Here is a 22706-nt window from a genome sequence, read left to right on the forward strand (position 1 = left end):
CTTTCACTCCACCTTCACGCGCTCGAGCGGAGCCGCCGCGACGCTCGCCTGCTCCCGGCCTTTGGCCACCCCCACGCGTTGGCGTCGCTGCACCAGATATTGATCGCCGAGCACGCCGACCAGGATCACCGTTCCCATCACCGCGAAATTGAGCGAGCTCGGAATGCCCAGCAGGTTGACGAGATTCTGCAGCACCTGGAGCAGCACGGTGCCGAGCACGACGCCGATGATCGAGCCTTCGCCGCCGCGCAAGGAGCAGCCGCCGAGCACGGCGGCGGCGATGGCGTAGAGCTCGTAGAACGAGCCATGCACCGCCGGCGAAATTGAACGGGTGTACATCGCGATCAGGATTGCCGAGAACGCAGTCAGCCCGCCACAGATGACATAGGCCGAGATGATCACGCGATTGGTGCGTATGCCGGAATAGCGTGCCGCTTCCTCGTTCTTGCCGACGGCAAAGAGATAGCGGCCGAACACCGAGCGGTGAAGCACCACCCAGGCGATCACGGCCACCACGGCGAGCGCCACCACGCTGTGCGGCAGCGGGAAGCCGAGAATGTTGGTGCGGCCGGCGGCCAGCCATTCCAGCATCGGAAAGCTCGCGCCGAAGCCGAAGCCCGCCGTCGCGTCCTCGGTGTAATAGCGCGCCGCGCCGCGATAGATCAGCAGGCCGCACAGCGTGACCACGAAAGCCTGGATCCGCATCCTGGTCACCAGCGTGCCATGAACGAGGCCGATCGCGAGCCCGGCCGCGACGATCATCGCGAGGGCTACGACCCAGTTGACGTCGTGATTGACGATCAGGTCGATGAACAGGACGCCCAGCAGTGCGATCACCGAACCGACCGACAGCTCGATCCCGCCGATGATGATGATGAAGGCTTCCGCGATCGAGAAGATGCCGAACAGCCCGATCTGGTTGGCGGTGTTTGAGAGATTACCGACGAACAGGAATCTCGGATTGATCAGGGCGACGACGGTCCCGACCACCAGAATCAGAACGAGAAGGCTCAAGTCTTTCTTGCTCAAGGTCCCTCCGCCTCGATTGTGTGGCCGACGGCAAGCTGCAGCACATTGTGCTCACTGAACTGACTGCGATCAAGGAAGCCCGAGATGGCGCCTTCATGCATCACGGCGAGCCGATCGCTGACCCCAATCACCTCTTCCATGTCGCTCGAGATCATCAGGATCGCGACCCCAGCATCGGTCAGGCGGCGCAGCATGCCGTAGATCTCCTGCTTGGCCCCGACATCGACCCCGCGCGTCGGCTCGTCGACGATCAGCACCTTCGGCCGCATCGATAGCCATTTGGCGAGCACGACCTTCTGCTGGTTGCCTCCCGACAGAGAGCCGACGGCGGTCCTGACGTCGGGCGCGCGGATCTTGAGGCGCTCCCGCTGACGCACCGCATTCTCGTTCTCGCGCTCGGTATCCACCAGCCAGAAGCGCATATAGGACGCCAGATCCGGCAGCGAGATGTTTTCGGTGATCGAGACGTCGAGCAGCAGGCCGGCGCCCTTGCGGTCCTCCGGAACGAGATAGATGCCTTGCTCGATGGCGGCCCGTGGGCTTGCGATACGAATCGGCTCGCCATCGAGTCGTATCGTGCCGCCACGCAATCGGTCGATGCCGAAGACGGCGCGGGAGAGCTCCGTGCGGCCTGACCCGACGAGACCCGCTAGTCCGAGAATCTCGCCGCGGCGGACCGACAGGCTTACGGCGCGGCCGGGATAGGTGTCGGTGACGGCATCGACGATCTCCAGCACGCTGTCGCCCGGCGGCGCGGCCGGGGGAACGTAGAGCGATTTCAGGTCGCGGCCGATCATCAAGCGGATCATCGCCGCCGGAGAGAGCTCCGCACGCGTCAGTGCGCCGACCACGCGACCGTCGCGCAGGACGACCGCACGGTCGGCGCACTGCATCACCTCGTTGAGCCGATGCGTGATGAAGATGATGCTGACTCCGTGGGCTTTCAGGCCGGCCACGGTCCGCATCAGGCGGTCCGTCTCGGCGAGCGTCAGGCTCGAGGTCGGCTCGTCCATGATGACGAGACGCGCGTCGAGCGAAAGCGCCTTCATGATCTCGACGAGTTGGCGCTGCGCCAGCGACAGTTCGGCGAGCGGCGCGTCGGCCGCAAAATCGCAGCCCAGCCGCTCCAGCAGCGGAGCGACATCGGCATACATCCGTTTGCGGTCGATCAGCCGCAAGGGCCCGCCCTGCACGGGCTCGCGGCCGATGAAGACATTGCCGGCGACATCGAGATTGTCGAACAGGTTCAGTTCCTGATGGACGAAGGCGATACCCGCCTTGATCGCATCCGCCACGGTGAGCGAAGATCGCGCAGTGCCGTCGACACGGATGACGCCGCCGCTGGGCTCCACCACCCCGCCGAGCACGCGCATCAGCGTCGACTTGCCGGCGCCGTTCTCGCCGATCAGCGCAACGACCTCGCCGGGCGACACCTGGAGACCGACGTGGTCGAGGGCGACCACGCCTGGATAGCTCTTGCTGATGTCAATCAGTTCGAGAAACGGTTCTGACATGGCAGGCTGCGCGGCGGGCAGCGCGGATATCTCCTACTTCTTCAGCATCTGCTTCATCGAGGCCATGAACTCGTCGACATTCGCCTTTTCGATGACCTTGCCGGGCACGATGATGATGCCGTTGGCCGGAATGCCAGACTTGTTGCCGCCGATGTAGTTCGCCATCAGCTTCATGCCCTGATAGCCCCATTCGAACGGCTGCTGCACCACCGTGCCGACGATGCTGCCTTCCTTGACGCCGCCGAGCGTGATCGGATCCTCGTCGAAGCCGATGATCTTGATCTTGTCGAGCTTGCCGGCCTCCTTGAGCACCTCGTAGATCCGCGGCGTGTTGTAGGAGTAAAAGCCGACGAGGCAGCTCACATCGGGCATGGCGGCGAGGATGTCCTCGACGTTGCGTTTGGCGCGGGTCTGGTCGATTTCGTCGCCGCGAACGTCGACGAGCTCGACCTTCGAGCCCTTGATGGTCTCCTTCACGCCTTCGATGCGCTCGCGCGCGTTGTCGGCGCCGGGCAGGCCGACGAAGCCGACGCATTTGCCGCCGTTCGGGAGCGCCTTGACCATCAGCTTCCCTGCCTCCTTGCCGAGGTCGGTGTTGGAGGAGCCGATATAGGCCACGCGCTTGGATTGCGGCGCGTCGCTGTCGGTGGTGAACAGCACCGTCTGGGACGCAACCTTGTTGAGGTGCTCGGTCTGGTTCTTCGGATCGACCGCGCTGACCATGATGCCGGCGGCACCGGCGGCGACGAGGTCGTCCATCACGCGCTGCTGCACGGCCGCCGCGGCCTGTTCCGGATATTTGAACTGGAGGTCGTAGTTGGGCAGCTCGCCCTGCGCCTTCTTCATCCCGGCCTCGGCGATCTTCCAGAAGTCGGACGCGCCATTGACGACGAAGGCCAGAACCTTCTTGTCCGCCGCATCGGCCGGGCCGACACCCGCTGCAATCGCGAAGGCAACAGACACACCTGCAACCAAGAGACGCTGCATATCATTCCTCCCCTAAGGCGGTCGGCCGTTTTCGATGGCCAACTCTGCTTGAGCCCAAGATTGGGCGCATGCCTCACCCCCAGCGGCGCGGCAGTCAGCCGCTACCCGCATCATTGCGGCAGAGGCGGGTCACCGACCCGGCCGGCGAGGTGAAATGAGGCGCGTACCTCAAGCTAGCAGAAGCCCGCCGCGCACGCAATTGGAAGCAGCGGTCTGGACGTCAACCGCCGCGCTCAGGCTGACGTCGCGGGTCCCACGGCAGCCTTTTCGGGCAATCCGCAACCCGGCCACGCCTTTAACCGACTGGAAACCATCGCAAATGATCCGAAAATTGTAACGAAACTCTCCGCCCGTCTCCGCGTCGGTTCACCGGAGGGCAAGTCTGATGACAGAGCGCCAGTTGAGAGAGCAGGAATTTAAGATTGCGCGTTACCGGCATCTGGAGCGCGAGGTGACCGATCCGCTTGCCGCGTGCCTGCTTCACAGCATCATCGAGGAGCTCGAGGCCGAGCTGCGCAAGCAAAGACCGGATTGGCACGGGCCCCGTCATTAACCGTTTGTTGGCGCTAATGATGCCAATTGTCGGCGTGGGAACACCAAGGAGGCTGCTCCCATGCTGAAGGACGGCACCTACGCGGCGTGGTACAAGACGCCGATCGACCAGGGTACCGGGATCGTCCATGTCGCAGACGGCCAGATCTGGGGCCGCGACAGCCTGATGACCTATCACGGCACCTGCCAGATCGATGGCGATCGCTTCACTGCAATCGTATTGACGAAGCGTCACACCGACGGTCGCGCCACCGTGTTCGGCAACGATGATGAGCTGACGTTGACGATCGAAGGAAGCTGCCCTGGCAAGATCGCGACCTACACCGCGACGGCCCCTCAGGCGCCGGGCATGATCCTCCGCGGAACGCTCATTCTCACCGAACAAAAGCCGCCCGCACCTGAACCAGCAGGGCAGATGCCGACATTCAATCCCGACAAGCTGCCAAAATTGCCGAAGCGCGCGCGCTGAACGCAGCGCGCCATGTTCCTGAGACGAAGCTACGCCAGCAAGCCGTCAAGATCGGAATAGATGACGTCGGCCGTACGCTGATAGTGCTGCTGAAGCAGATGCACGGCCCGCTCACTGTCCCTGCCGAGAACCGCCTGCAAGATATCGCTGTGCTCGGCACCGACCTTGCGCGCCGGATAGGCCTTCGCGATGGACATCATCCGATAGCGATAGAGCCGGTCGGCAAGCTGCTCGCAGAAGCCGAGCAGCGGCCGTGAGCCGCAAAGTCCGATCAGCGTTGCGTGGAAGGCGCGGTGCACCTTCTCCCAATCCGGATTGTCCTCGAACGTGTCGGGCTTGAGCGAGCGCGGCGTGCGATCGAGCCGGTGGTGCGCAACCAGCAGAGCCTCTTCCCAGGTCTGGGTCGCATTCTGCATGGACTCGCGAAGCGCCAGACCCTCGACCCAGCACCGCGTCTTGGTCAGCTCCTGGAGCTCCTCCTTGCTGACGTCCTTCACATAGAAGCCGCGCTGCTCCATGCCGACGACGAACTCTTCGGTGGTCAGGCGGTTGAGTGCCTCGCGCAGCGGGGTCTGCCCGACATTGTATTGCTCCATCAGGAAGCGCGACTGGAGCTTTCGTCCGGGCTCGAGCCGCGTCGTCAGGATGTCGGCCTTGAGGCGCGCATAGATCGTGGTCGCCAGCGTCGCCGGCTGGTCATCCCTTTGGCCGTCAGTGCTCATCGGCATCCATCAGATTCTCCAGTGCTTATGTACATTAGCATGTCGCCCGCCAACTATTTATAAATTTTTGCTTTACGTGCGACTTTTTACATATTAAGGGGGTGGCGTTCGTGTCCCCTGACAAGGAAGCCCAATGTCCGCCTTTCCGGTGACGGCCCTGCGCAGCGTCGAAGTCACGACGCCGCAGCTTGCCGGCTCGGTCGAATTCTACAGCAAGGTCTGGGGCCTCGACGTCGCGGCGGAAGCGGGCGGCACCGTGTACCTTGCCGCAACGGGCAGCGACTTCCACGTCCTCGAGCTCACGCCGGGCGAGGCGACATCGCTCCGCAAGATCAGCTTTCGCGCCCGCTCGCACGATGATCTGCACCGCCTGTTCACGCGTGTGCGGCAAGCCGGCTGCGAGGTGATCAGCTCGCCCGCGCCGTCGTCTGCGCCGTCGGGCGGGACGAGTTTTGTGGTTCGCGAAGCGCAGGGATGCGTCATCGAGTTTGTGCACGGCGATCGTACCAAGCAGGCGCGCGTGATCGCCGACCGCCCCGAGCGGTTGGCGCATGTCAACATCAACAGCGCCGACATCGAAAAACTCTCCGCATTCTACCAGGAGACCTTGGGATTCCGGCTATCGGATCGGTCCAGGCTGATGGCCTTCCTGTGCTGCAACAGCGATCACCACGCGATCGTGCTGGCGGAGGCCCCTCGCAACGGCCTCAATCACGTGGCTTTCCTCATGCCTGATCTCGAGTCTGTGATGCGCGGCTCCGGCCGCATGATCGATCATGGTTATCCGATCGGCTGGGGCGTCGGCCGCCACGGTCCGGGCGACAACGTGTTCGCCTATTTCGTCGACCCGGCAGGTGCCGTGATCGAATACACAGCCGAAGTCTTGCAGATCGACGACAGCTACGTCGCGAAAGGTCCGAGCGATTGGGTCTGGCCTCCGGGACGGACCGATCAATGGGGCATCGCCCCGCCGAAATCGGAAGCCTGTAAGACGGCGCAGCTCGCCGTTCCCTTCGCAATGGCTCGCGCATGACGGAGACGGCCGGCGCCCTCGACTACGACGTGCTCGTCGTCGGCTTCGGGCCGACCGGCGCCGTTGCCGCGGGCCTGCTCGGCCGCCTCGATCATCGCATCCTCGTCATCGACAGGCTCACCGACGTCTACGACAAGCCGCGCGCGATCGCGCTCGATCACGAGATTTTCCGTCACTTCGACAATATGGGCCTTGCAGATGCAATCTCGCCCTACATCGAGCCTTTTACCGCATCGGAGCACTTCGGCGTCGATGGCCAGCTGATCCGGCGCATCGACATGGTCGCAAAGCCCTATCCGCTCGGCTACACGCCGAGCATGGTGTTCAGCCAGCCCGCCGTCGAGACCGAGCTGCGCCGCCACGCGACCGGTTTTTCCAATGTACGTGCCGAGCTCGGTGTCGAGCTGCTCGGTCTTTCGCAAACCTCCGATCGCGTCGAGGCGCATCTGAAGGACGGCGATGGACGACACCGCTCCGTGACGGCGCGCTACGTGCTCGGCTGCGATGGCGCATCGAGCACCGTGCGTCAGATCGCAGGTCTCGCGCTCGAGGACCTCATCTTCGATGAACCCTGGCTGGTGGTCGACGTCCGCGTGAACGAAGACGCGCTTGCACGCCTGCCGCAATGCTCCGCGCAATTCTGCAATCCGGCGCGCCCCGCGAGCTTCCTGATCGGCCCCAAGAACCATCGCCGCTGGGAGATCATGCTGCTGCCGGGTGAAGACGCGCGGCAGATGGAGCGGCCCGAAAATGTCTGGAAGCTGCTCGCGCCCTGGCTCACGCCACACGACGGCGAATTGTGGCGAGCAGCGTCCTATCGCTTTCACGCCCTCGTTGCCGCAGAGTGGCGCAACCGCAGGATCCTGATCGCCGGCGATGCCGCGCACCAGCAGCCTCCCTTCATCGGCCAGGGCATGTGCCAAGGCCTGCGCGACGCCACGAACGTCGTCTGGAAGCTGGATCACGTGCTCAAGGGCGTCTCCTCCGACGGCCTGCTCGACAGCTACGGGGTCGAGCGCAAGCAGCACGTCATCGAGCTGACCGGCAAGATCAAGGCCATCGGCCAGTCGATATGCGAGCGCGATCCGGCAGCCGCCCGGCGGCGCGATGCGCAAATCCTCGCCGACGGCGGCGGCAAGCCGCTGCTGCTGACGCGGCAGGAAATCATTCCGCCGCTCCGCGCAGGGTGCCTGTCACAGCACGAGATGCCCGCACGTGGCACGCTGTTTCCGCAGCCGCGCATCGCGAGGGGCGGTGCCGCTCGCTTGCTGGACGAAGTGACCGGGACCGGCTGGCGCGTGTTGATCGACGGCCGCAGCGATAATGCCGCTTTCATGCTCTCGCTCTGTGCCGCGCGCCCGGACGTATCGGCGGCGGCTGTCGTGCCTGCCGGCGCGGGTCTGCCAAATGCCCTCGAAGAGACCGAGGGCGTGCTCGCGAACTGGTTCGACCGCCACGGTATCGTCGCTGCGATCGTGCGACCAGACCATTACGTCTTCGGAACCGTGCGCAATGCCTCCGGGCTCGGCGATCTCCTGCGCGAGATCGAGTTGCGTCGTCGCGACGTCCGACCAACACAAGATTCCCGATCTGAAATGGAGAGAACACCGTGAAGCTTGCCACCGTGTCGATTGACGGCCGTACCACCTGGGGCATCGTCGAAGGCGAAAGCTTTTTCGATGTCGGAGCTGCGCTCAAGGCGCGCTATGCCGATCTCAAGGCCGCCATCGGCGCCGCCTTCGCCGGTGTTGAGGATGCAAAGACCTCCGTCGCTGGCGTGCCGATCTCGAAGATCACCTGGCTGCCGGTTATCCCGAACCCGGACAAGATCCTGTGCGTGGGCCTGAACTACGAGACCCACCGCAAGGAGACAGGCCGCGCCGAGGTCGATCACCCCACCATTTTCTCACGCTATGCCAACAGCCAGACCGGACACTTGCAGCCGATCGTGCGGCCGCGCGTCTCGACGGATCTCGATTTCGAAGGCGAACTCGCGGTCATCATCGGCAAGGCGGGACGTTACATCTCCCGGGCAGATGCCATGGATCATGTCGCGGGCTACTCCTGCTACAATGACGGCAGCATTCGCGATTTCCAGCGTCACACCCATCAATTCACGCCGGGCAAGAATTTTCCGGATACCGGCGCGTTCGGGCCCTGGATGATGACCCCGGACGAACTCGGTCCGCTCGGCGAGCTCAAGCTCCAGACCCGCCTCAACGGGCAAGTCATGCAGGAAGCGCTGATCAAGCAGATGATCTTCGATATCCCGCGCCAGATCGAATACTGCTCCACGTTTACGCGGCTCGAGCCCGGGGACGTCATCGTCAGCGGAACGCCGGGGGGCGTCGGCGCGCGGCGCGAGCCGCCGCTCTGGATGAAGCCTGGCGATGTCGTCGAGATCGAGGTCGATCGCCTCGGCGTGCTCAGGAATGTCGTCACAGACGAAGCGTGATCGAGCGAGCTGCTGCCCGGCGGCGGCTGCGCGCGCGAACGACCAATAATGGCCCGCAAAGCGGGATCTTGAGGGAGGAACACCTATGTCCGGATTATCCCGTCGTCTGCTGCTCGCCGGCGCCGCGCTTTGCTGCTCTCTTCCAGCCTTCGCGCAGTCCTGGCCGCAGCGGCCCGTGACCGTCGTCGTGCCTCAGCCGGCGGGCAACAGCCCCGACGTGATGTGTCGCCTGATCACCGAAAAACTCTCGCGGACTTTCGGGCAGCAGTTCGTCGTCGAGAATCGGCCGGGCGCCGCAAACCTCGTCGGTACGCAGTCGGTCGCCCGTGCGGCTCCGGACGGCTACACATTCCTGTTCGCCACATCGGCGGCGCTCGTCACCAATCCCTACACGTTCAAGAAGCTTCCCTACGATCCCGTGAAGGACTTCGTGCCAGTCGCGATGGTGGCCAAGAGCAACCACGTCCTTCTCGTCAATCCCGAGGTGAGGGCCAAGACGCTGCCCGAATTGATCAAGCTCGAAAAATCGGCGCCGGGCTCGTTGAGCCTCGCCGTCGACGGTGCGCGCAACCTCTCGGGCCTGATCGCTCAAGCCATTAACAGGAGCGCCGGAACCGGCTTCGTCCTCATTCCCTACAACACGACCACGAATGCGGTGCAGGACGCCATCTCAGGCCGCGTCCAGGTGACGATCCAATCGGCCTCGATCGCCGAGGCCTTCATCAAGGCGGGTACGCTCCGACCGGTTGCGGTAGCAGGTTCCAAACGGATCGACTCCCTGCCGGACGTTCCCGCGGTTGCTGAGATGCTGCAAAGCGTCGATCTCCAGGGCTGGTTCATGTTCATGGCGCCGGCCGGTACTCCCGCCGACATCGTCGCGAAACTGAGCGCCGAGATTGCGCGCGCCCTGGAATCGTCCGATGTGCGCGAGCGCGCACCGACCCTCGGCTTCGATGTCCGTGTCGGCGATGCCGTGACGGCGGCAGGCGCCAAGCGCTTTCTCGACGACCAGCTCGCCTCGTCCGGCAAGATCATCCAGGGGCTCGGCATCGAACCTGAATAGGCGCTTCCGGAGCCGGCGCTTCTACATTTTTGCATCGTCAACGCCTGCCCCCACTGCTTAATCAAATTGCTCCTGACCCGTCATTGTACTGCCGCAACAACCATCGCGAGGGCAGCATGATATGTCGGACAAGATCTCGCGTCAGCTCCGAATCCAGCTCATCTGCGGCGCTTCGTTATTCTTCCTCCGGCCATCCCCGGGCGAGCATCGCCGCCTGTTTCAAGGTGATGCTTCGGACCAGCGGATCCGCATGACGGTGCACGAGTTGCCAATCCGTGGCGTCCTTGCGATAGACTTCGGTCACGCGCAGCGACCAGTCTTGAGCCGGCAACCCGCCCACTTCGGCGCGCTGGCGCTCGACCATGACGAGAGCGACGAGCGCGTCCGATGCATAAGTTTGCAAGACCTCGAGTTCGGTTTCGCCTTCCCTGAAGTATCGCGATAGGGCAGCCAGACGCTGGGGGCTAGCGTCGAATCCGCGACTCGTAGGCCCGCCGAAGGGCTGCATCAGCGTGAAATCGGGCGCGATGCGGACAAGCTGGGACCAGCGATCCATATCGCCACGCATGAAGGCGGCATTCTTCTCGCGGGCGCGTTCGACAAGACCCGCTATCGCGTCGCTCCCCGAGGCCGCATCGGCCGTAAGCTGACCGGACAGAGGAATCGCTGCGGCAGCGGCCATCATCAAGCGCCGCGAAATCTTCTCCTGCTCGCATGGCCACCTATTCAGCCCGGACGGTTTCTTGGTCATTTCTAAGCTCCTGATCGAACGACGAGCCCATCCATGAAGCCTTGATCCCAATGAATCCAGCGATATGATTTCAGCAACATGCTGAACCAAATTGATCTATCCAGGATTGATCTGAATCTCCTCGTGCTCTTCCGCGTGGTCCTGGAAGAGCGCCATGTCGCGCGAGCAGCCGCTCGGCTGAGCCTGACGCCCTCGGCTGTCAGCCATGCGCTTGGCCGGCTCCGTCTTCTGCTAAACGATCCGCTGTTTTTGCGGACCCCGAAGGGGGTCGTTCCAACGGAACGGGCCTTGGAGCTTGGAGAGCCGGTGGCCGAGATCATCGCGCGCGTCGAAGAGCTGATCGGCTCGGCCACACCGTTCGACCCGGAGCAAAGCGGCCGTCGGTTCACGATTGGCGCTCCCGATGCCGTACTGGTCTCAGCAATCGGTCCGCTGTTGCAATCGATCGCGACTGCGGCGCCCCACATTGATATCGGGCTGATCCATCTGATGCCTGCGCCGCGCGGTGGCGCGATCGGAGAGCCTTGGCAGCAAAGCCTAGACATGCTCGAACGACGCGAACTCGATATCGCAATGCTGCCGCTGCCGGCGGTATCACCGCGTTTCGAGGCGCGCAGGCTTTACGAGGAGGAGTTCGTGCTGGCCATGCGCAAGGGACATCCCTTCGCAAAAGCGCCAACCCATGCTGCGTTCGCGCGATCACAGCACCTGCTGGTCTCTCTCAGTGGGGAACCGCGCGGTTTCATCGATGAGATATTGGCAAAGCGCGGCCTCGAACGCCGCATCGCTTTGACTGTCCCGAATTTCATGATGGCGCTTGCCCAGCTTTCCGGGTCTGATCTGATCGCCGCATTGCCGCGCCGACTGGTGGAGCAACACGCCGGCCGTTTCGGCCTCGTGTTGGTCGAGCTGCCTTTCGCGCGCAAACCGGATACGATCCGGGCCATCGCGACCAAAGCGGCTATGAAAGACGCGGGCATCGCGTGGCTGATGCAGACTGTGGTCGGTTCAATCGGAGCAGGCCGACGCTAGAATCCGGTCTGAACTCAACAGGCGTTCATCTCGGCAAGGGAACGGCATTGTGCTGCCGCGCCTACGGTGGCGGATCTGGGACCTCCTGCACCCGCTTCTCAAATCGCCCGGAACTGTTCATTGTGCCGGCCCGAAACGAAAAGAAGTGGAGCAGCATCAATGACGGAGGGGGTCTCGCGCCGCCGGTTTGCCAAGCTGGCGGGATTGTCCGCAGCCGGGATTGCGAGTCCCCTTGTCGTCGAAGCCGAGCCGGCGCGGCCGCCGCGCAATGGAAGTGGCTTTCCGGCAGGCTTTCTCTGGGGCACGGCGACCTCGTCCTATCAGGTCGAGGGCGCGGTCGAGGAGGACGGGCGAGGGGCCTCGATCTGGGACAAGTTCGTCCGCATCCCCGGCAAGATCGAGGACGGCACCACCGGCGACCGCGCCAATGAGCACTATCACCGCTACAAGGAGGACATCGCCCTCATCAAGGAGCTTGGCTGCAAGGCCTATCGCTTCTCGGTGGCCTGGCCGCGGCTGTTTCCGGACGGCGACGGCAAGCCCAATCCGAAGGGGCTCGACTTCTACAATCGTCTCGTCGACGAGCTCCTGAAGAGCGGCATCGAGCCGTGGCTGACCCTCTATCATTGGGATCTGCCGCAATCGCTCCAAGATCGCTTCGGCGGCTGGCGCTCGACCGAGACCTGCAAGATCTTCGGCGACTACGCGGCTTATGTCGCTGAGCACCTCACTGACCGCGTCAGGAACGTGTTCACGCTCAATGAGAGCGGCCGCTTCGTCTATTTCGGTTACGGCATCGGCATCGACGCGCCGGGATTGAAGCTGCCGCAGGCCGATGTCAACCAGATCAGGCACAACAGCGCGCTGGCGCACGGGCTCGCGGTGCAGGCGGTGCGGGCCCATGGCCGCCCCGGCACCAGGGTGGGGCCGGCGGAGAACATCGAGGCGTGCGCGCCTGCGTTCGACACGCCGGAAAACGTGCGCGCCGCGGAGATCGCGCTGCGTGAGATGAATGGCGGCTATCTCAACGTCATTATGACGGGCCGCTATACCGACGCCTTCCTGAAATACGCCGGATCCAACGCGCCGAAATACACCGATGCGGAGCTCAAGATCATCTCTTCGCCGGTCGATTTCCTCGGCCTCAACATCTACGCGCCGCAGAACTACGTGGTGGCGTCCGACCAGGGCGCGGGCTTCAGGCCGCTGCCGATTCCGAAGTCGTTCCCGCGCATGAATTCGGACTGGCTGCGCGTCGGGCCCGAGACCATCTATTGGGTGCCGAAGCTGGCGGCGAAAATCTGGAAGACGGATGCGATCTATATCAGCGAGAACGGCACCTCCGGCGACGATGTGGTGTCGCCCGACGGCAAGATCTACGACACCGACCGCATCATGTATTTGCGCAACTATCTCGCCCAGCTCCAGCGCGCCACCGACGAAGGCGTGCCGGTGCGCGGCTATTTCCTCTGGAGCCTGATGGACAATTTCGAGTGGGTATATGGCCTCAACAAGCGTTTCGGGCTGTATCACGTCAATTTCGACACCCAGGTCCGTACGGCAAAACTCAGCGCCAGCTTCTACCGCAACGTGATCGCGAAGAACGCGGCAGGGGCGTAGCTATTCTCCCTCTCCCCGTTCTTACGGGGAGAGGGCAGGGGTGAGGGGCCCTCTCCGCGAGTCCATCTGTCACCGTCCTTGCTGAAGCTCCCCCTCACCCGGATTTTCCGCTGCGCGTAAAATCCGGCCTCTCCCCGCACGCGGGGAGAGGCGAAGAGGGCAGCGCGCATTGACTCGCCAGTCCCTCTGATTCACAACGCCCTCAACACCCATAACAAGAGGACGACGCCAATGCCTGACGCGCTGATCATCGATGCCTGCCGCACCCCGCGGGGCATCGGCAAGGCCGGCAAGGGAGCCCTGTCGGGCATTCATCCGCAACAGCTCGGGGCAACCGTGCTGCGCGCGCTCGCCGACCGCACCGGCATTAACACCGCCGATGTCGATGATATCGTCTGGGGCTGCAGCGCGCAGGTGGCAACGCAAAGCGGCGATCTCGGCCGCATGTCGGCGCTCGATGCCGGCTACGACGTGCGTGCCAGCGCGGTGACGCTCGACCGCTTCTGCGGTTCCGGCATCACCAGCGTCAACATGGCGGCAAGCTCGATCATGGCCGGCGCCGAGGATCTCGTCATCGCCGGCGGCTGCGAGATGATGTCGATGGAGGGACGCCGCGGCGGCGGTCCGATGATGATGGACAGCGGCAATCTGCGCCTGCGGGCGCGGCATCCGCAGTCGCATCAGGGCGTCTGTGCGGACGCGATCGCGACGCTGGAGGGAATCACCCGAAGGGATGTCGACGCGCTCGGGCTGGAGAGCCAGAAGCGCGCCGCGGATGCGATCGCGAACGGCCACTTCAAGAAGAGCCTCGTGCCTGTTCACCGCGAGGACGGCAGCTTGGCGCTGGACCACGAAGAATACCCGCGGCCGCAGACCACGATGGAAGGCCTCAGCAGCCTGAAGCCGGCGTTTCCGGCCATCGCGGACTACGCGCTCGACGACAAGGGCACGACCTATCGCGGCCTGATCCTGCAAAAGTACCCTGATCTCGAAATCGAATTCGTGCATCACGCCGGCAACTCCTCCGGCGTCGTCGACGGCGCTGCCGCGATCCTTCTGGCCTCGCCCGCTTACGCCAAGGCGCATGGCCTTAAAGCCCGGGGCCGCGTCGTCGCGATGGCCAACATGGGGGACTCGCCGACCCTGATGCTGAACGCACCGGTGCCGGCAACGCGCAAGGTGCTGGCCAAGGCGGGGCTCACCATCGACGACATCGACCTGTTCGAGATCAACGAGGCCTTCGCCGTGGTGGCGGAAAAATATATCCGCGACCTCAAGCTCGACCGGGCCAAGGTCAACGTCAACGGCGGCTCGATCGCGCTCGGCCATCCCATCGGCGCCACTGGCTCGATCCTGATCGGCACGGTGCTGGACGAGCTCGAACGGCGCGACCTCAAGCGCGGTCTCGTCACCATGTGCGCCGCCGGCGGCATGGCGCCCGCCATCATCATCGAGCGCGTCTAGCCGACGCCTCTTCACCGCTCCCCGTAAAAAATGGGGAGCGGGAGAGCTGCCGTGCAATCCAGCCCTTATTTTCCAGGGCGAAAAGCGCTTCTTCTCGCACAAAGAGGCCGTCATCGCTTGTCGAAAGCCGCGAATCAGCTTTAGCAAGATGGCGTGCGGGCCTTTGAAACAAGGCAAAAACCGCTGCCCGAGGCTTCCTCCGCTCCGGAAGTAGCTAAAAAGCAGGGTTTTTTGTCACAGCAGGCCAGAAAAGCCTGTAATTTCGCGACAAAACTGTGCAGAAGGCTATAGGCCTTCAACGGTTGGTCTAATATGCAACCGGCAACGAATCAGAGGAGACACGATGCCAACCCAGATGTCCAAATCGCAGTTGATCGAAAAGATTGCGACCGCCACCGAGCTTTCCAAGCGTGACGTCAAGAACGTCATGGAGACGCTGACCGATGTCGGCCACAAGGAGCTCAAGAAGAACGGCCTGTTCCTGGTGCCGGGCTTCGCGAAGTTCGTGGTCATCAAGAAGCCCGCGACCAAGGCGCGCAAGGGCACCAACCCGTTCACGGGTGAAGAGATGATGTTCAAGGCCAAGCCGGCCCGGAAGATCGTCCGCGCCCGCCCGGTCAAGGCCGCCAAGGACGCCGTGGGCTAACAACGCTAAGGCCCCCTCGAGCGAGGGGGCCTTTTGTCTGGGGCTGCCGCGAGGGTTCGAGACGGAGGGCTCAACCCTTGCGGCGCTTCACCGGGACCGGGAGCGGCTGAAGCCGCGGTTCGGGTCCTGCCAGGGCATCGCGAACGCGGTCGATGGCGCGATCGAGCAGCTGGCGCAGCCGCTGCGTCTTCCGAGATCGCTTCGCTCTTTCCAGCAGTTTCTTCATCGCCTTCACTCCGCCGCTTCCTTGGCTTCAGCCGGCTCGAGCGCCGCGGCGATGGCTTCATCGACGCGCTCCAGCCAGATGAATTCGAGGTTGTCCCGCGCGCTTTTCGGGATGTCGTCATAGTCCCGCTTGTTGCGCGCCGGCAGCATCACCCGCTTCAGGCCGGCAGCAGCCGCAGCCACCACCTTCTCCTTGATGCCGCCGACCGGCAGCACCAGGCCGCGCAGCGAGATCTCGCCGGTCATTGCGGTATCGCTGCGCACCGTGCGGTTGGTGAGCAGGGAGGTCAGTGCCGTGAACATCGCAACGCCCGCGCTCGGTCCGTCCTTCGGGGTCGCGCCCGCGGGGACGTGAACGTGGATGTCGCTCTTCTCGAACGCTTGCGGATCGATGCCGAGCTGAGCGGCCCGGCTCTTCACCAGCGTCAGCGCAGCCTGCACGCTCTCGCGCATGACGTCGCCGAGCTGGCCGGTCAGGATCAGCCCGCCCTTGCCGGGCACGCGCGTGGCTTCGATGAACAGGATGTCACCGCCGACCGGCGTCCAGGCAAGGCCGGTGGCCACGCCCGGAACGCTGGTGCGCAGTGCGATCTCGCCCTCGAAGCGCGGCTGGCCGAGCACGGTGGCGATGTCCTTTGCCGTCACCACGACCTTCGTGGCCGTGCCTTCGGCGACTTGCACCGCAGCATGCCGGAACACCTTGCCGATCTCGCGCTCGAGGTTACGCACGCCGGCCTCGCGGGTGTAGCCCTTGACGATCAGCTTCAGGGCCTCCGGCTCGATCTCGGCCTGCCCGGCCGAGAGGCCGTTGGCTTCCAGTTGCCGCCGCACCAGGTAGCGCTGCGCGATCTCCAGCTTCTCGTCCTCGGTGTAGCCGGCGAGGCTGATCAGCTCCATGCGGTCCAGCAGCGGACCCGGGATCTGGTCGAGCATGTTGGCGGTCGCGATGAACACCACGCGCGAAAGGTCGAAGGGCACGCCGAGGTAATTGTCCCGGAACGTCCCGTTCTGCTCGGGGTCGAGCACCTCCAGCATGGCCGCCGACGGATCGCCCTGCACGCCGCGGCCCATCTTGTCGATCTCGTCCAGCATCATGACGCAGTTCCGCGCGCCCGCCTTCTTGATGCCCTGGATGATGTTGCCGGGCAGCGCACCGATATAGGTGCGGCGGTGACCGCGGATCTCGGCCTCGTCATGCACGCCGCCCAAGCTGACGCGCACGAAGGAGCGATCCATCGCGCGCGCGATGGACTGGCCGAGCGAGGTCTTGCCGACGCCGGGCGGGCCGACGAAGCACAGGATCGGCGCCTTGCCCTGCGGGGCGAGCTTGCGGACCGCCAGATATTCGATGATCCGGCTCTTGATCTTCTCCAGGCCGAAATGGTCGGCATCCAGGATGGCGCGCGCCTCCTTGATGTCGATCGGCTTCTCCTCAGGCAGCGCCCAGGGCAGCTCGATCAGCCAGTCCAGATAGGTGCGGACCATGCCGGCCTCGCCGGCAGCCTCAGGCATGCGCTCGTAGCGGCGCAGCTCCTTCTTGGCATGCGCCTCCGCCTCCGGCGGCATGTTGGCCTTGGCGATCGCAGCCGTCAGCTCGGTGACTTCGGCCTGCTTGCCGTCGCCTTCGCCCAGCTGGCGCTGGATCGTCGCCATCTGCTCGCGCAGGATCGCTTCGCGCTGCCGCTCGTCGAAGGAGGCCTTGGTCTGTTGACCGATCTCCTTGGAGATGCGCAGCACCTCCAGCCGCTCGGCCAGGTGCTTCGACACCTTGTCAATGCGGAGCGCGAGGTCGATGGTCTCCAGCACCTCCTGCTTGTCCTGCGGCTTGATGTCCATGAACGAGGTCGCCAGATCCGCCAGCGCGCCGGGCGCGCTGGTGCCCTGGAACATGGCGGCCAGCTCGGGCGGTGCCTGCGGCAGCAACTCGATCGCCTCGATGGCCAGGCGCTGCAGGTTCAGCGCGCGGGCCTCGATCTCGGGCGAGTCCGTGGTCGGCTCGGGGATCTGCTGGAAGCGCGCGGCGGGGAACGGCGTCCCCGGCAGGAAGTCGAGGATGCGCGCGCGCTGCACGCCCTGGCAGACGATGTGATGGGCGCCGTCGGGCGCGGTGATGTAGCGCACGATGTTGGCGATGGTCGCGACCCGATAGAGGTCGTCCGGCCCGGGGTCGTTGGTCTCGGGGCTGCGCTGCAGGACGATGCCGACCGGCCGCTGCTCGCGCAGCGCCTGCTGCGCGGCGGCGATGGACTTGGCCCGGCCGATCGTGATCGGCGCGATCGCGCCGGGAAACAGCACCATCTCGCGCACGGGGACGATGATCAGCGCGTCGTCGGGGATCTTCACGTCGTTATTGGTCTGTTCGTTGTTCATCTGTTCGGTGGCCATGATCGACCTCAGGATTTCGCGAGGCGCAGTGCGACGCAGCCGTCCATCACGAAGCGGCTGATGGCGTAGCGGCCGAGGGGCAATGCAATGCGGCGCTCAAAACGCCCTTGCGGCAGCTCGAGTCGATGGATGCGGGCGTTGCGAAGCTCCGGCGGGAGGGTGCGCTGACCCGAGATGACGAGCACGCCGTCATGGATGACGGTCTCGACATTGTCCGGATTGACGCCGGGAAGCGCGACCAGGATCAGGAGCTCACGCTCGGTTTCGAGCACGTCGATCGGCGGCTCCCAGCAGGCTTCTTGGCGGCCGAATTGCTGGCGCAGCCGATCGGCGCGGGTCAGCGAGTCCAGGGCTTCGGACAGCATCCAGTCGAGGGGATTTTTGGGTTGCATGATGCGGGCTCTGGGATGGGAAAGCCTGCATATGGGGCTGGTTCCAGGGAAATCCAGTGCGGAAATCCGGTGCGGTGGCGCCGATGTGCCATGCGCGGTCGTGCGATCAAGGCAAGCGAACGCCGCGGCATGTGGCCGCGACGTTCCGTTCATTGGCAGGGCGCGAGGTCAGGCCGCCGCGCGGTAGTCTTCTTCCGCTTCGAGGTTGATCACGGAGGTGGCAAGCTCGGTCAGCGTCTGATCGGTCGCCTCTTCCTCGTCCAGCGTCTCCTGGAGCAGCCTTGCTGCGTCCTGCATGCCGAGCTCCTCGGCCCAGGTGCGCAGCGTGCCGTAGCGGGAGATCTCGTAATGCTCGACCGACTGGGCGGACGCGAGCAGTCCGGCGTCGAGCGCCGGCGCGCCCTTGAACTCCTTCATGATCTCGGCGCCCTCGTCGGCAATGCCGTTGATGGCCTCGCAGGGCTTGCCGCGTGCCGGCTTGCCCAGCATCTTGAAGATCTGGTCGAGCCGTTTGACCTGGCCCTGGGTCTCGCGCAAATGCTTGTTGAAGGCGGCCGCAAGCTCCTTGGAATTCGCGGCCTTGGCCATCTTGGGCAGGGTCTTGATGATCTTGTTCTCGGCGAAATAGATGTCCTTCAGCGTCTCCAGAAACAGGTCGCTGAGCATCTTCGGCGCCTGACGCGGCCGGCGCGCCGCGGTCTTCTTGGTCGTGCGTTTCTTCGCTCGTTTAGCCATACGTCCTCCTCATGAGGCGACACGGGAAGGCCTCGCCTTCCTCAATCCTCGGGCGATCAAAGCCGTCGGAGAACGAAAGTTCCAAACTGCAACCTTGCTCAGGTCGGGCGTTTGTAGGGGTCTTCCTGGCGCTGGCGTTCTTCCGTCGCCCGGTCGAGGCGTGCGCGCTCGCTGCGGCGCAGATGGCCGGCCTTCATCACCCCGTAAACGAGGGCCCCGCCGAGCACGAACGCGCCGATGAACCAGAGCCAAAGCATCTGGGCCGAGGCGTGGCCCAACAGCATGCTAACTCCGCTGTCGCTCATGATTGGTCTCCACCATTGTCCATTGCTGTCACGCAGAGCTAAGTCGGCGGCCGAAACCTCGTTCCATGCAACCGCGGCCTGCGGCGTCAGACCAGGTCGGTGAGTCGTTGCCGTGTGGCGGGCGCCTTCGGCTCGCCGCCCCGGGCGGTGAAGTCTCCGGCTTCGGTGGAGGTCCGCAGCCATTTCGCCACGTCGCCGATCGCTTCCCGCGGCGAGCGCCCCAACTTGCGCAAACCGCGAAAATATTCGAGCTGAAGGTGGGCCGACGTGCCGCGCTTGGGAATCGACTTCAGATGCTGGATGTCGTCTTCGATGCCGAGATGATGGACGTGGGGTGCCACCATGGCGATCACCGCATCGAGCCAGCTTCTGAACGCGACCGGCTCGAACGACACCAGGTCGATATAGGTGCCGTCGGTTCCGTAACGCTGGGCGCGCCAGCGGTTCTCTTCGACCAGCGCGCGGTGCACGGCCGAATAGGTGGCGTTCAGCTCGGGATGGTGGATTGCGTGGCGGACCAGCGCGCGGAACAGCGCCGCGATCGCCACCGAATCCGCAATCGCCGTGCAGCAATCGGTGATGCGAAGCTCGAGGGTCGGATGCTGCAGCGAGGGCCGCAACGCCCACCAGACATAGGTGGCGTTGGGGACGATGCCGGCATCGACCAAGGTCTTCACGTAGGTCTCGTATTCGGAAAGGTTCCGAAACATCTCGGGAAAGCCGGTCCGGGGCAGGGCGTCGTTGGCGGCATTGCGGTAGCCCAGCAATCCCGTCGGGTAGCCGCACCAGAACGGCGAGGAGGTCGAGAGCGCCAGCAGCAGCGGCAGGAACGGCACCAGGCGGTGCATGATCTCGACGCGCAAATCGGGCTCGGGGACCTCGACATGGACGTGCAGTCCGCTGATCGGGTTACCGAGGCCGACCATCCCGAGATCGCTGATGACCTTGCTGTAGCGGCGCTTGCGCGTCATGCGCTGCTGCTGCGGCTGCGCCAGCGGGTGTGTGCCGGCCGCGATGATGCCAACGCCGTGGTCCTTGCCAACCTCGGTGAGCACCGAACGATAATGCGCGAGCTCGGCCAGCGCATCGGCCGAAGACGTCAGCGGCGGGGTTGCCACCTCGATCTGCGATTGCAGGATCTCGGTGGTCAACCGTTCGCCGAGGCGCTTCTGCGCCGCCGCCATGTAAGGCTTGGGCAGCTCGTATCGCGGCGCCGCGGACTGGCGGTTGACCAGGAAGTATTCCTCTTCGATGCCGAAGCGGTAGCGGTGCATGACCTATGCCGCCCCCTGCGCCCTGGCGTGGCGGCGAACCGCGTCCCCAAAAGCCGCCAGAATGCGCGCCGAGGCGTGGTCGGAGCTCGCCCAATAATCGGGGTGAAAAAGGGTGCCGAGCGCAAACTCGCTCGCGCCCTCAACGCTGGCGGCCTCGATCGAACCGTCGTCGGCGACGGCCTCCGCGACGAGACCCGGTGCGAGATCGGCGATCAGGAAGCTGTGCAGCGAATTCACCATGATCGAGTCCGCGCCGCAGATCTGTTGCAGGACGCCGCCTTTGCGCAGCGTCACCTTCTGCCGCAGCCGGTAGCGGGCGTCCTCGTTGTCCGCCTCGGGCGTGCCATGGCGTTGCTCCTCGGGCAAATCGTCGGGCTCCTTCGCCAGTGCGCCGCCGAAGGCGACATTCAGCTCCTGGAAGCCGCGGCAGATGAACAGAGCGGGGATGCCTCGCGCCAGCGCCCGCGGGATCAGGCGCAGCGCGACCTCGTCGCGGAATTCGTCGAACGGGCCGTCGCGCCCCTCGTCGACCGTTCGTCCATAGCGGGACGGATGAACGTTGGTCTGTCCGCCACCGACGAAGAGGCCGTCGAGCCCGTCCAGATAGGCATCGATGTCAGCTTCGGGCGCCGCGGGCAGAATCCGCGGCACGGCGCCTGCGACAAGACCGATCGCATTGACACAGACCATCGAGACCGCGGCGAGCTGCTCGCCGCGTGCGACCATGGAATCGGAGAGAATGCCGACCTGCGGTGCACCGCTGCGCCCCTGCCACTGCCCACGCGAGGCGCTACGCCGCCATTGCTGAAGGCCGTATTCCACGGCGTCCGCCGCGCTGCCGAATTGATGAATCGCCGCCTTGAGCTCTTTGACGTTTGTCCCTAATCGAAGTGCCCAGCGGCTGCAGGCAACGCCATCGTGCGGATCAATTCTGGAACGGGGCTCGTGCAATTGCTTTGGCTGCTTCTGTTCGTGTATCGATGCACAGTGAAACGGCAATCGTCGGGAATGGTTGCTTCGCGATTGCACTGTTCGATCTCATTGCCTCCGCACCAGTCTTAACTTTTGTTATTGCTCGCACGTGGACAGCCGAACCGGGAGAGACGTCCAAGTGGTTTCTCCCTGTGCTTTCTTTCCGCGGGCCTGATAGCACGCACGCGCGGTCGCAGCGGAAATGCCGTGCTCTCGTGCGTCCTCGTCGCCTATTCCGTGCAGTTCGTCATAAACGGGTCGCGGCGGTCCGGACCGGCCTGCCCTGGAGCTGCGACAATCTGTTAACCTGGTGCTATCCCGTCGGCTGGTGTGTCACGGCATACGGGACGCTTTCGCTTGCACTGTCATGTTGCTTTGACGTACTCCCGTCCAATAAGCCCTTCGACAGGAAATCGACATGTCGATGACAGCGGACGAACTCGCCAAGAGACAGGCCATTATCGACGCCTGCCGGCGCATGAATGCGCTCGGCATCAACCAGGGCACATCAGGCAATATCAGCGTCCGGCATGCGGGCGGGCTCCTGGTGACGCCGACCAGCGTGCCCTATGAGGCCATGAGTCCGGACCAGATCGTCTTCATGGCCATGGACGGCTCGCACGCGCCCGACCAGAAGCCGTCGAGCGAATGGCGCTTTCATCGCGACATCCTGAAGTCGCGGCCCGACGTCAACGCCGTCGTGCACGCCCACCCGACCTATTGCACCATCCTGGCGATCATGGGCATGGAGATCCCTCCCGTGCATTACATGATCGCGGCGGCGGGCGGCGACAACATCCGCTGCGCGCCCTACGCGACGTACGGGACGGCGGAGCTGTCCGAGCATGCGGTGCGGGCGCTGGAGGGTCGGCTCGCCTGCCTGCTCGATCATCACGGCATGATCGCGATCGGCAAGACCTTGGACAAGGCGATGTGGCTGGCGGTCGAAGTCGAGACGCTGGCGCGGCAATATCACGGCTGTCTGCAGATCGGACAACCGCCCCTGCTCCCCAGCGATGAGATCGAGCGGGTCCGTCAGCGCATGGCCGGCTACGGCCTGTCGGAAGGGTAGGGCGGGCCA

General features: G+C 64.3%; 23 protein-coding genes and 1 pseudogene. 12 read left to right on the forward strand and 12 right to left on the reverse strand.

All coding sequences use genetic code 11. The features are described from left to right. Positions 1–3 precede the first annotated feature (3 nt). Genes HZZ16_RS17060 through HZZ16_RS17070 form a run of 3 tightly spaced genes read right to left on the reverse strand, consistent with a single transcriptional unit; the run spans position 4 to position 3530 of the window. A complete protein-coding gene (locus HZZ16_RS17060) occupies positions 4–1029 on the reverse strand; it encodes an ABC transporter permease (RefSeq protein ID WP_197949750.1) in 1026 nt (341 codons plus the stop codon). Continuing rightward, complete coding sequence (locus tag HZZ16_RS17065; RefSeq protein ID WP_197949752.1) at positions 1026–2543, reverse strand: sugar ABC transporter ATP-binding protein; 1518 nt, start codon at positions 2541–2543, stop codon at positions 1026–1028. Before HZZ16_RS17065 ends, HZZ16_RS17060 begins: the two co-directional genes overlap by 4 nt. Positions 2544–2576: 33 nt before the next feature. Further along, positions 2577–3530: a sugar-binding protein gene (locus tag HZZ16_RS17070; RefSeq protein WP_197949754.1), complete on the reverse strand. Its 954-nt coding sequence runs from the start codon at positions 3528–3530 to the stop codon at positions 2577–2579. Positions 3531–3915: 385 nt separating this feature from the next. Here HZZ16_RS17070 and HZZ16_RS17075 point away from each other — a divergent pair, with 385 nt between their 5' ends. Next, positions 3916–4083 carry a hypothetical protein gene (locus HZZ16_RS17075; protein WP_197949756.1) on the forward strand — a complete coding sequence of 56 codons (168 nt, stop codon included), beginning with the start codon at positions 3916–3918 and terminating at the stop codon, positions 4081–4083. Positions 4084–4143: 60 nt separating this feature from the next. Further along, the gene (locus tag HZZ16_RS17080; protein WP_197949758.1) at positions 4144–4551 is read left to right on the forward strand and encodes a hypothetical protein; all 408 of its coding nucleotides are present in this window, start codon (positions 4144–4146) and stop codon (positions 4549–4551) included. Positions 4552–4580: 29 nt separating this feature from the next. On the opposite strand, the gene HZZ16_RS17085 is transcribed toward HZZ16_RS17080, so the two are convergent. Beyond that, positions 4581–5273 carry a GntR family transcriptional regulator gene (locus tag HZZ16_RS17085; RefSeq protein ID WP_197949879.1) on the reverse strand — a complete coding sequence of 231 codons (693 nt, stop codon included), beginning with the start codon at positions 5271–5273 and terminating at the stop codon, positions 4581–4583. 133 nt (positions 5274–5406) lie between these two features. Between HZZ16_RS17085 and HZZ16_RS17090 the strand changes: the two genes are divergently transcribed. The 4 genes from HZZ16_RS17090 to HZZ16_RS17105 all read left to right on the forward strand — a co-directional run bounded on the left by HZZ16_RS17090 (position 5407) and on the right by HZZ16_RS17105 (position 9824). Then, positions 5407–6306 carry a VOC family protein gene (locus HZZ16_RS17090; RefSeq protein WP_197949760.1) on the forward strand — a complete coding sequence of 300 codons (900 nt, stop codon included), beginning with the start codon at positions 5407–5409 and terminating at the stop codon, positions 6304–6306. After that, complete coding sequence (locus HZZ16_RS17095; RefSeq protein WP_197949762.1) at positions 6303–7919, forward strand: bifunctional 3-(3-hydroxy-phenyl)propionate/3-hydroxycinnamic acid hydroxylase; 1617 nt, start codon at positions 6303–6305, stop codon at positions 7917–7919. Before HZZ16_RS17090 ends, HZZ16_RS17095 begins: the two co-directional genes overlap by 4 nt. Continuing rightward, the gene (locus tag HZZ16_RS17100; protein ID WP_197949764.1) at positions 7916–8761 is read left to right on the forward strand and encodes a fumarylacetoacetate hydrolase family protein; all 846 of its coding nucleotides are present in this window, start codon (positions 7916–7918) and stop codon (positions 8759–8761) included. Before HZZ16_RS17095 ends, HZZ16_RS17100 begins: the two co-directional genes overlap by 4 nt. A gap of 85 nt (positions 8762–8846) precedes the next feature. Then, positions 8847–9824, forward strand: a complete 978-nt coding sequence (locus HZZ16_RS17105; protein ID WP_197949766.1) for a Bug family tripartite tricarboxylate transporter substrate binding protein — start codon at positions 8847–8849, stop codon at positions 9822–9824. Positions 9825–9999: 175 nt separating this feature from the next. Here HZZ16_RS17105 and HZZ16_RS17110 read toward each other — a convergent pair whose 3' ends face one another. Then, positions 10000–10575, reverse strand: coding sequence for a YybH family protein (locus HZZ16_RS17110; protein WP_197949768.1), 576 nt, complete (start codon positions 10573–10575; stop codon positions 10000–10002). Between the two features lie 78 nt (positions 10576–10653). Between HZZ16_RS17110 and HZZ16_RS17115 the strand changes: the two genes are divergently transcribed. From HZZ16_RS17115 to HZZ16_RS17130, 4 genes are all read left to right on the forward strand, one after another. After that, complete coding sequence (locus HZZ16_RS17115; protein ID WP_197949770.1) at positions 10654–11607, forward strand: LysR family transcriptional regulator; 954 nt, start codon at positions 10654–10656, stop codon at positions 11605–11607. Positions 11608–11766: 159 nt separating this feature from the next. After that, positions 11767–13227, forward strand: coding sequence for a GH1 family beta-glucosidase (locus HZZ16_RS17120; protein ID WP_197949772.1), 1461 nt, complete (start codon positions 11767–11769; stop codon positions 13225–13227). 231 nt (positions 13228–13458) lie between these two features. Continuing rightward, positions 13459–14691, forward strand: a complete 1233-nt coding sequence (locus HZZ16_RS17125) for an acetyl-CoA C-acetyltransferase (protein WP_197949774.1) — start codon at positions 13459–13461, stop codon at positions 14689–14691. Positions 14692–15034: 343 nt separating this feature from the next. Then, positions 15035–15337: an HU family DNA-binding protein gene (locus HZZ16_RS17130; protein WP_018320691.1), complete on the forward strand. Its 303-nt coding sequence runs from the start codon at positions 15035–15037 to the stop codon at positions 15335–15337. Between the two features lie 70 nt (positions 15338–15407). Here the strand turns inward: HZZ16_RS17130 and HZZ16_RS17135 are convergent, their stop codons facing one another. The 7 genes from HZZ16_RS17135 to HZZ16_RS17165 form a co-directional block, all read right to left on the reverse strand. Continuing rightward, complete coding sequence (locus HZZ16_RS17135; protein WP_197949891.1) at positions 15408–15572, reverse strand: hypothetical protein; 165 nt, start codon at positions 15570–15572, stop codon at positions 15408–15410. Next, positions 15569–17947 carry an endopeptidase La gene (gene lon / locus HZZ16_RS17140; protein WP_197949776.1) on the reverse strand — a complete coding sequence of 793 codons (2379 nt, stop codon included), beginning with the start codon at positions 17945–17947 and terminating at the stop codon, positions 15569–15571. Before lon ends, HZZ16_RS17135 begins: the two co-directional genes overlap by 4 nt. Before the next feature lie 8 nt (positions 17948–17955). After that, positions 17956–18339 (reverse strand): Hsp20/alpha crystallin family protein, encoded by a 384-nt coding sequence (locus HZZ16_RS17145; protein ID WP_024342525.1) that lies wholly within the window; start codon positions 18337–18339, stop codon positions 17956–17958. 168 nt (positions 18340–18507) lie between these two features. After that, positions 18508–19074, reverse strand: a complete 567-nt coding sequence (locus HZZ16_RS17150; RefSeq protein WP_197949778.1) for a YciE/YciF ferroxidase family protein — start codon at positions 19072–19074, stop codon at positions 18508–18510. Between the two features lie 98 nt (positions 19075–19172). Further along, complete coding sequence (locus tag HZZ16_RS17155) at positions 19173–19379, reverse strand: hypothetical protein (protein WP_197949780.1); 207 nt, start codon at positions 19377–19379, stop codon at positions 19173–19175. A gap of 86 nt (positions 19380–19465) precedes the next feature. After that, positions 19466–20653 carry a carboxylate-amine ligase gene (locus HZZ16_RS17160; protein ID WP_197949782.1) on the reverse strand — a complete coding sequence of 396 codons (1188 nt, stop codon included), beginning with the start codon at positions 20651–20653 and terminating at the stop codon, positions 19466–19468. Positions 20654–20656: 3 nt separating this feature from the next. Next, positions 20657–21475, reverse strand: coding sequence for a gamma-glutamyl-gamma-aminobutyrate hydrolase family protein (locus tag HZZ16_RS17165; RefSeq protein WP_311974167.1), 819 nt, complete (start codon positions 21473–21475; stop codon positions 20657–20659). Positions 21476–21775: 300 nt separating this feature from the next. On the opposite strand from HZZ16_RS17165, the pseudogene HZZ16_RS37205 reads away from it, so the two are divergent. After that, positions 21776–21909, forward strand: a pseudogene (locus tag HZZ16_RS37205) (MarC family protein); the annotation flags it as partial. 134 nt (positions 21910–22043) lie between these two features. Then, positions 22044–22697, forward strand: a complete 654-nt coding sequence (locus HZZ16_RS17170) for a class II aldolase/adducin family protein (protein WP_197949786.1) — start codon at positions 22044–22046, stop codon at positions 22695–22697. Positions 22698–22706: the final 9 nt, after the last annotated feature.

This window comes from Bradyrhizobium glycinis (assembly GCF_016031655.1).
GTDB classification, from domain to species: domain Bacteria; phylum Pseudomonadota; class Alphaproteobacteria; order Rhizobiales; family Xanthobacteraceae; genus Bradyrhizobium; species Bradyrhizobium glycinis.

Bases quoted from the DNA above. Each gene is read 5' to 3' on its own strand.
- HZZ16_RS17115 (WP_197949770.1), top strand. From the start codon at position 10,654: ATGCTGAACCAAATTGATCTATCCAGGATTGATCTGAATCTCCTCGTG.
- HZZ16_RS17150 (WP_197949778.1), bottom strand. From the start codon at position 19,074: ATGGCTAAACGAGCGAAGAAACGCACGACCAAGAAGACCGCGGCGCGC.
- HZZ16_RS17170 (WP_197949786.1), top strand. From the start codon at position 22,044: ATGTCGATGACAGCGGACGAACTCGCCAAGAGACAGGCCATTATCGAC.
- lon (WP_197949776.1), bottom strand. From the start codon at position 17,947: ATGGCCACCGAACAGATGAACAACGAACAGACCAATAACGACGTGAAG.
- HZZ16_RS17095 (WP_197949762.1), top strand. From the start codon at position 6,303: ATGACGGAGACGGCCGGCGCCCTCGACTACGACGTGCTCGTCGTCGGC.
- HZZ16_RS17120 (WP_197949772.1), top strand. From the start codon at position 11,767: ATGACGGAGGGGGTCTCGCGCCGCCGGTTTGCCAAGCTGGCGGGATTG.
- HZZ16_RS17085 (WP_197949879.1), bottom strand. From the start codon at position 5,273: ATGAGCACTGACGGCCAAAGGGATGACCAGCCGGCGACGCTGGCGACC.
- HZZ16_RS17110 (WP_197949768.1), bottom strand. From the start codon at position 10,575: ATGACCAAGAAACCGTCCGGGCTGAATAGGTGGCCATGCGAGCAGGAG.
- HZZ16_RS17065 (WP_197949752.1), bottom strand. From the start codon at position 2,543: ATGTCAGAACCGTTTCTCGAACTGATTGACATCAGCAAGAGCTATCCA.
- HZZ16_RS17145 (WP_024342525.1), bottom strand. From the start codon at position 18,339: ATGCAACCCAAAAATCCCCTCGACTGGATGCTGTCCGAAGCCCTGGAC.
- HZZ16_RS17130 (WP_018320691.1), top strand. From the start codon at position 15,035: ATGCCAACCCAGATGTCCAAATCGCAGTTGATCGAAAAGATTGCGACC.
- HZZ16_RS17125 (WP_197949774.1), top strand. From the start codon at position 13,459: ATGCCTGACGCGCTGATCATCGATGCCTGCCGCACCCCGCGGGGCATC.
- HZZ16_RS17090 (WP_197949760.1), top strand. From the start codon at position 5,407: ATGTCCGCCTTTCCGGTGACGGCCCTGCGCAGCGTCGAAGTCACGACG.
- HZZ16_RS17105 (WP_197949766.1), top strand. From the start codon at position 8,847: ATGTCCGGATTATCCCGTCGTCTGCTGCTCGCCGGCGCCGCGCTTTGC.
- HZZ16_RS17075 (WP_197949756.1), top strand. From the start codon at position 3,916: ATGACAGAGCGCCAGTTGAGAGAGCAGGAATTTAAGATTGCGCGTTAC.
- HZZ16_RS17160 (WP_197949782.1), bottom strand. From the start codon at position 20,653: ATGCACCGCTACCGCTTCGGCATCGAAGAGGAATACTTCCTGGTCAAC.
- HZZ16_RS17080 (WP_197949758.1), top strand. From the start codon at position 4,144: ATGCTGAAGGACGGCACCTACGCGGCGTGGTACAAGACGCCGATCGAC.
- HZZ16_RS17070 (WP_197949754.1), bottom strand. From the start codon at position 3,530: ATGCAGCGTCTCTTGGTTGCAGGTGTGTCTGTTGCCTTCGCGATTGCA.
- HZZ16_RS17155 (WP_197949780.1), bottom strand. From the start codon at position 19,379: ATGAGCGACAGCGGAGTTAGCATGCTGTTGGGCCACGCCTCGGCCCAG.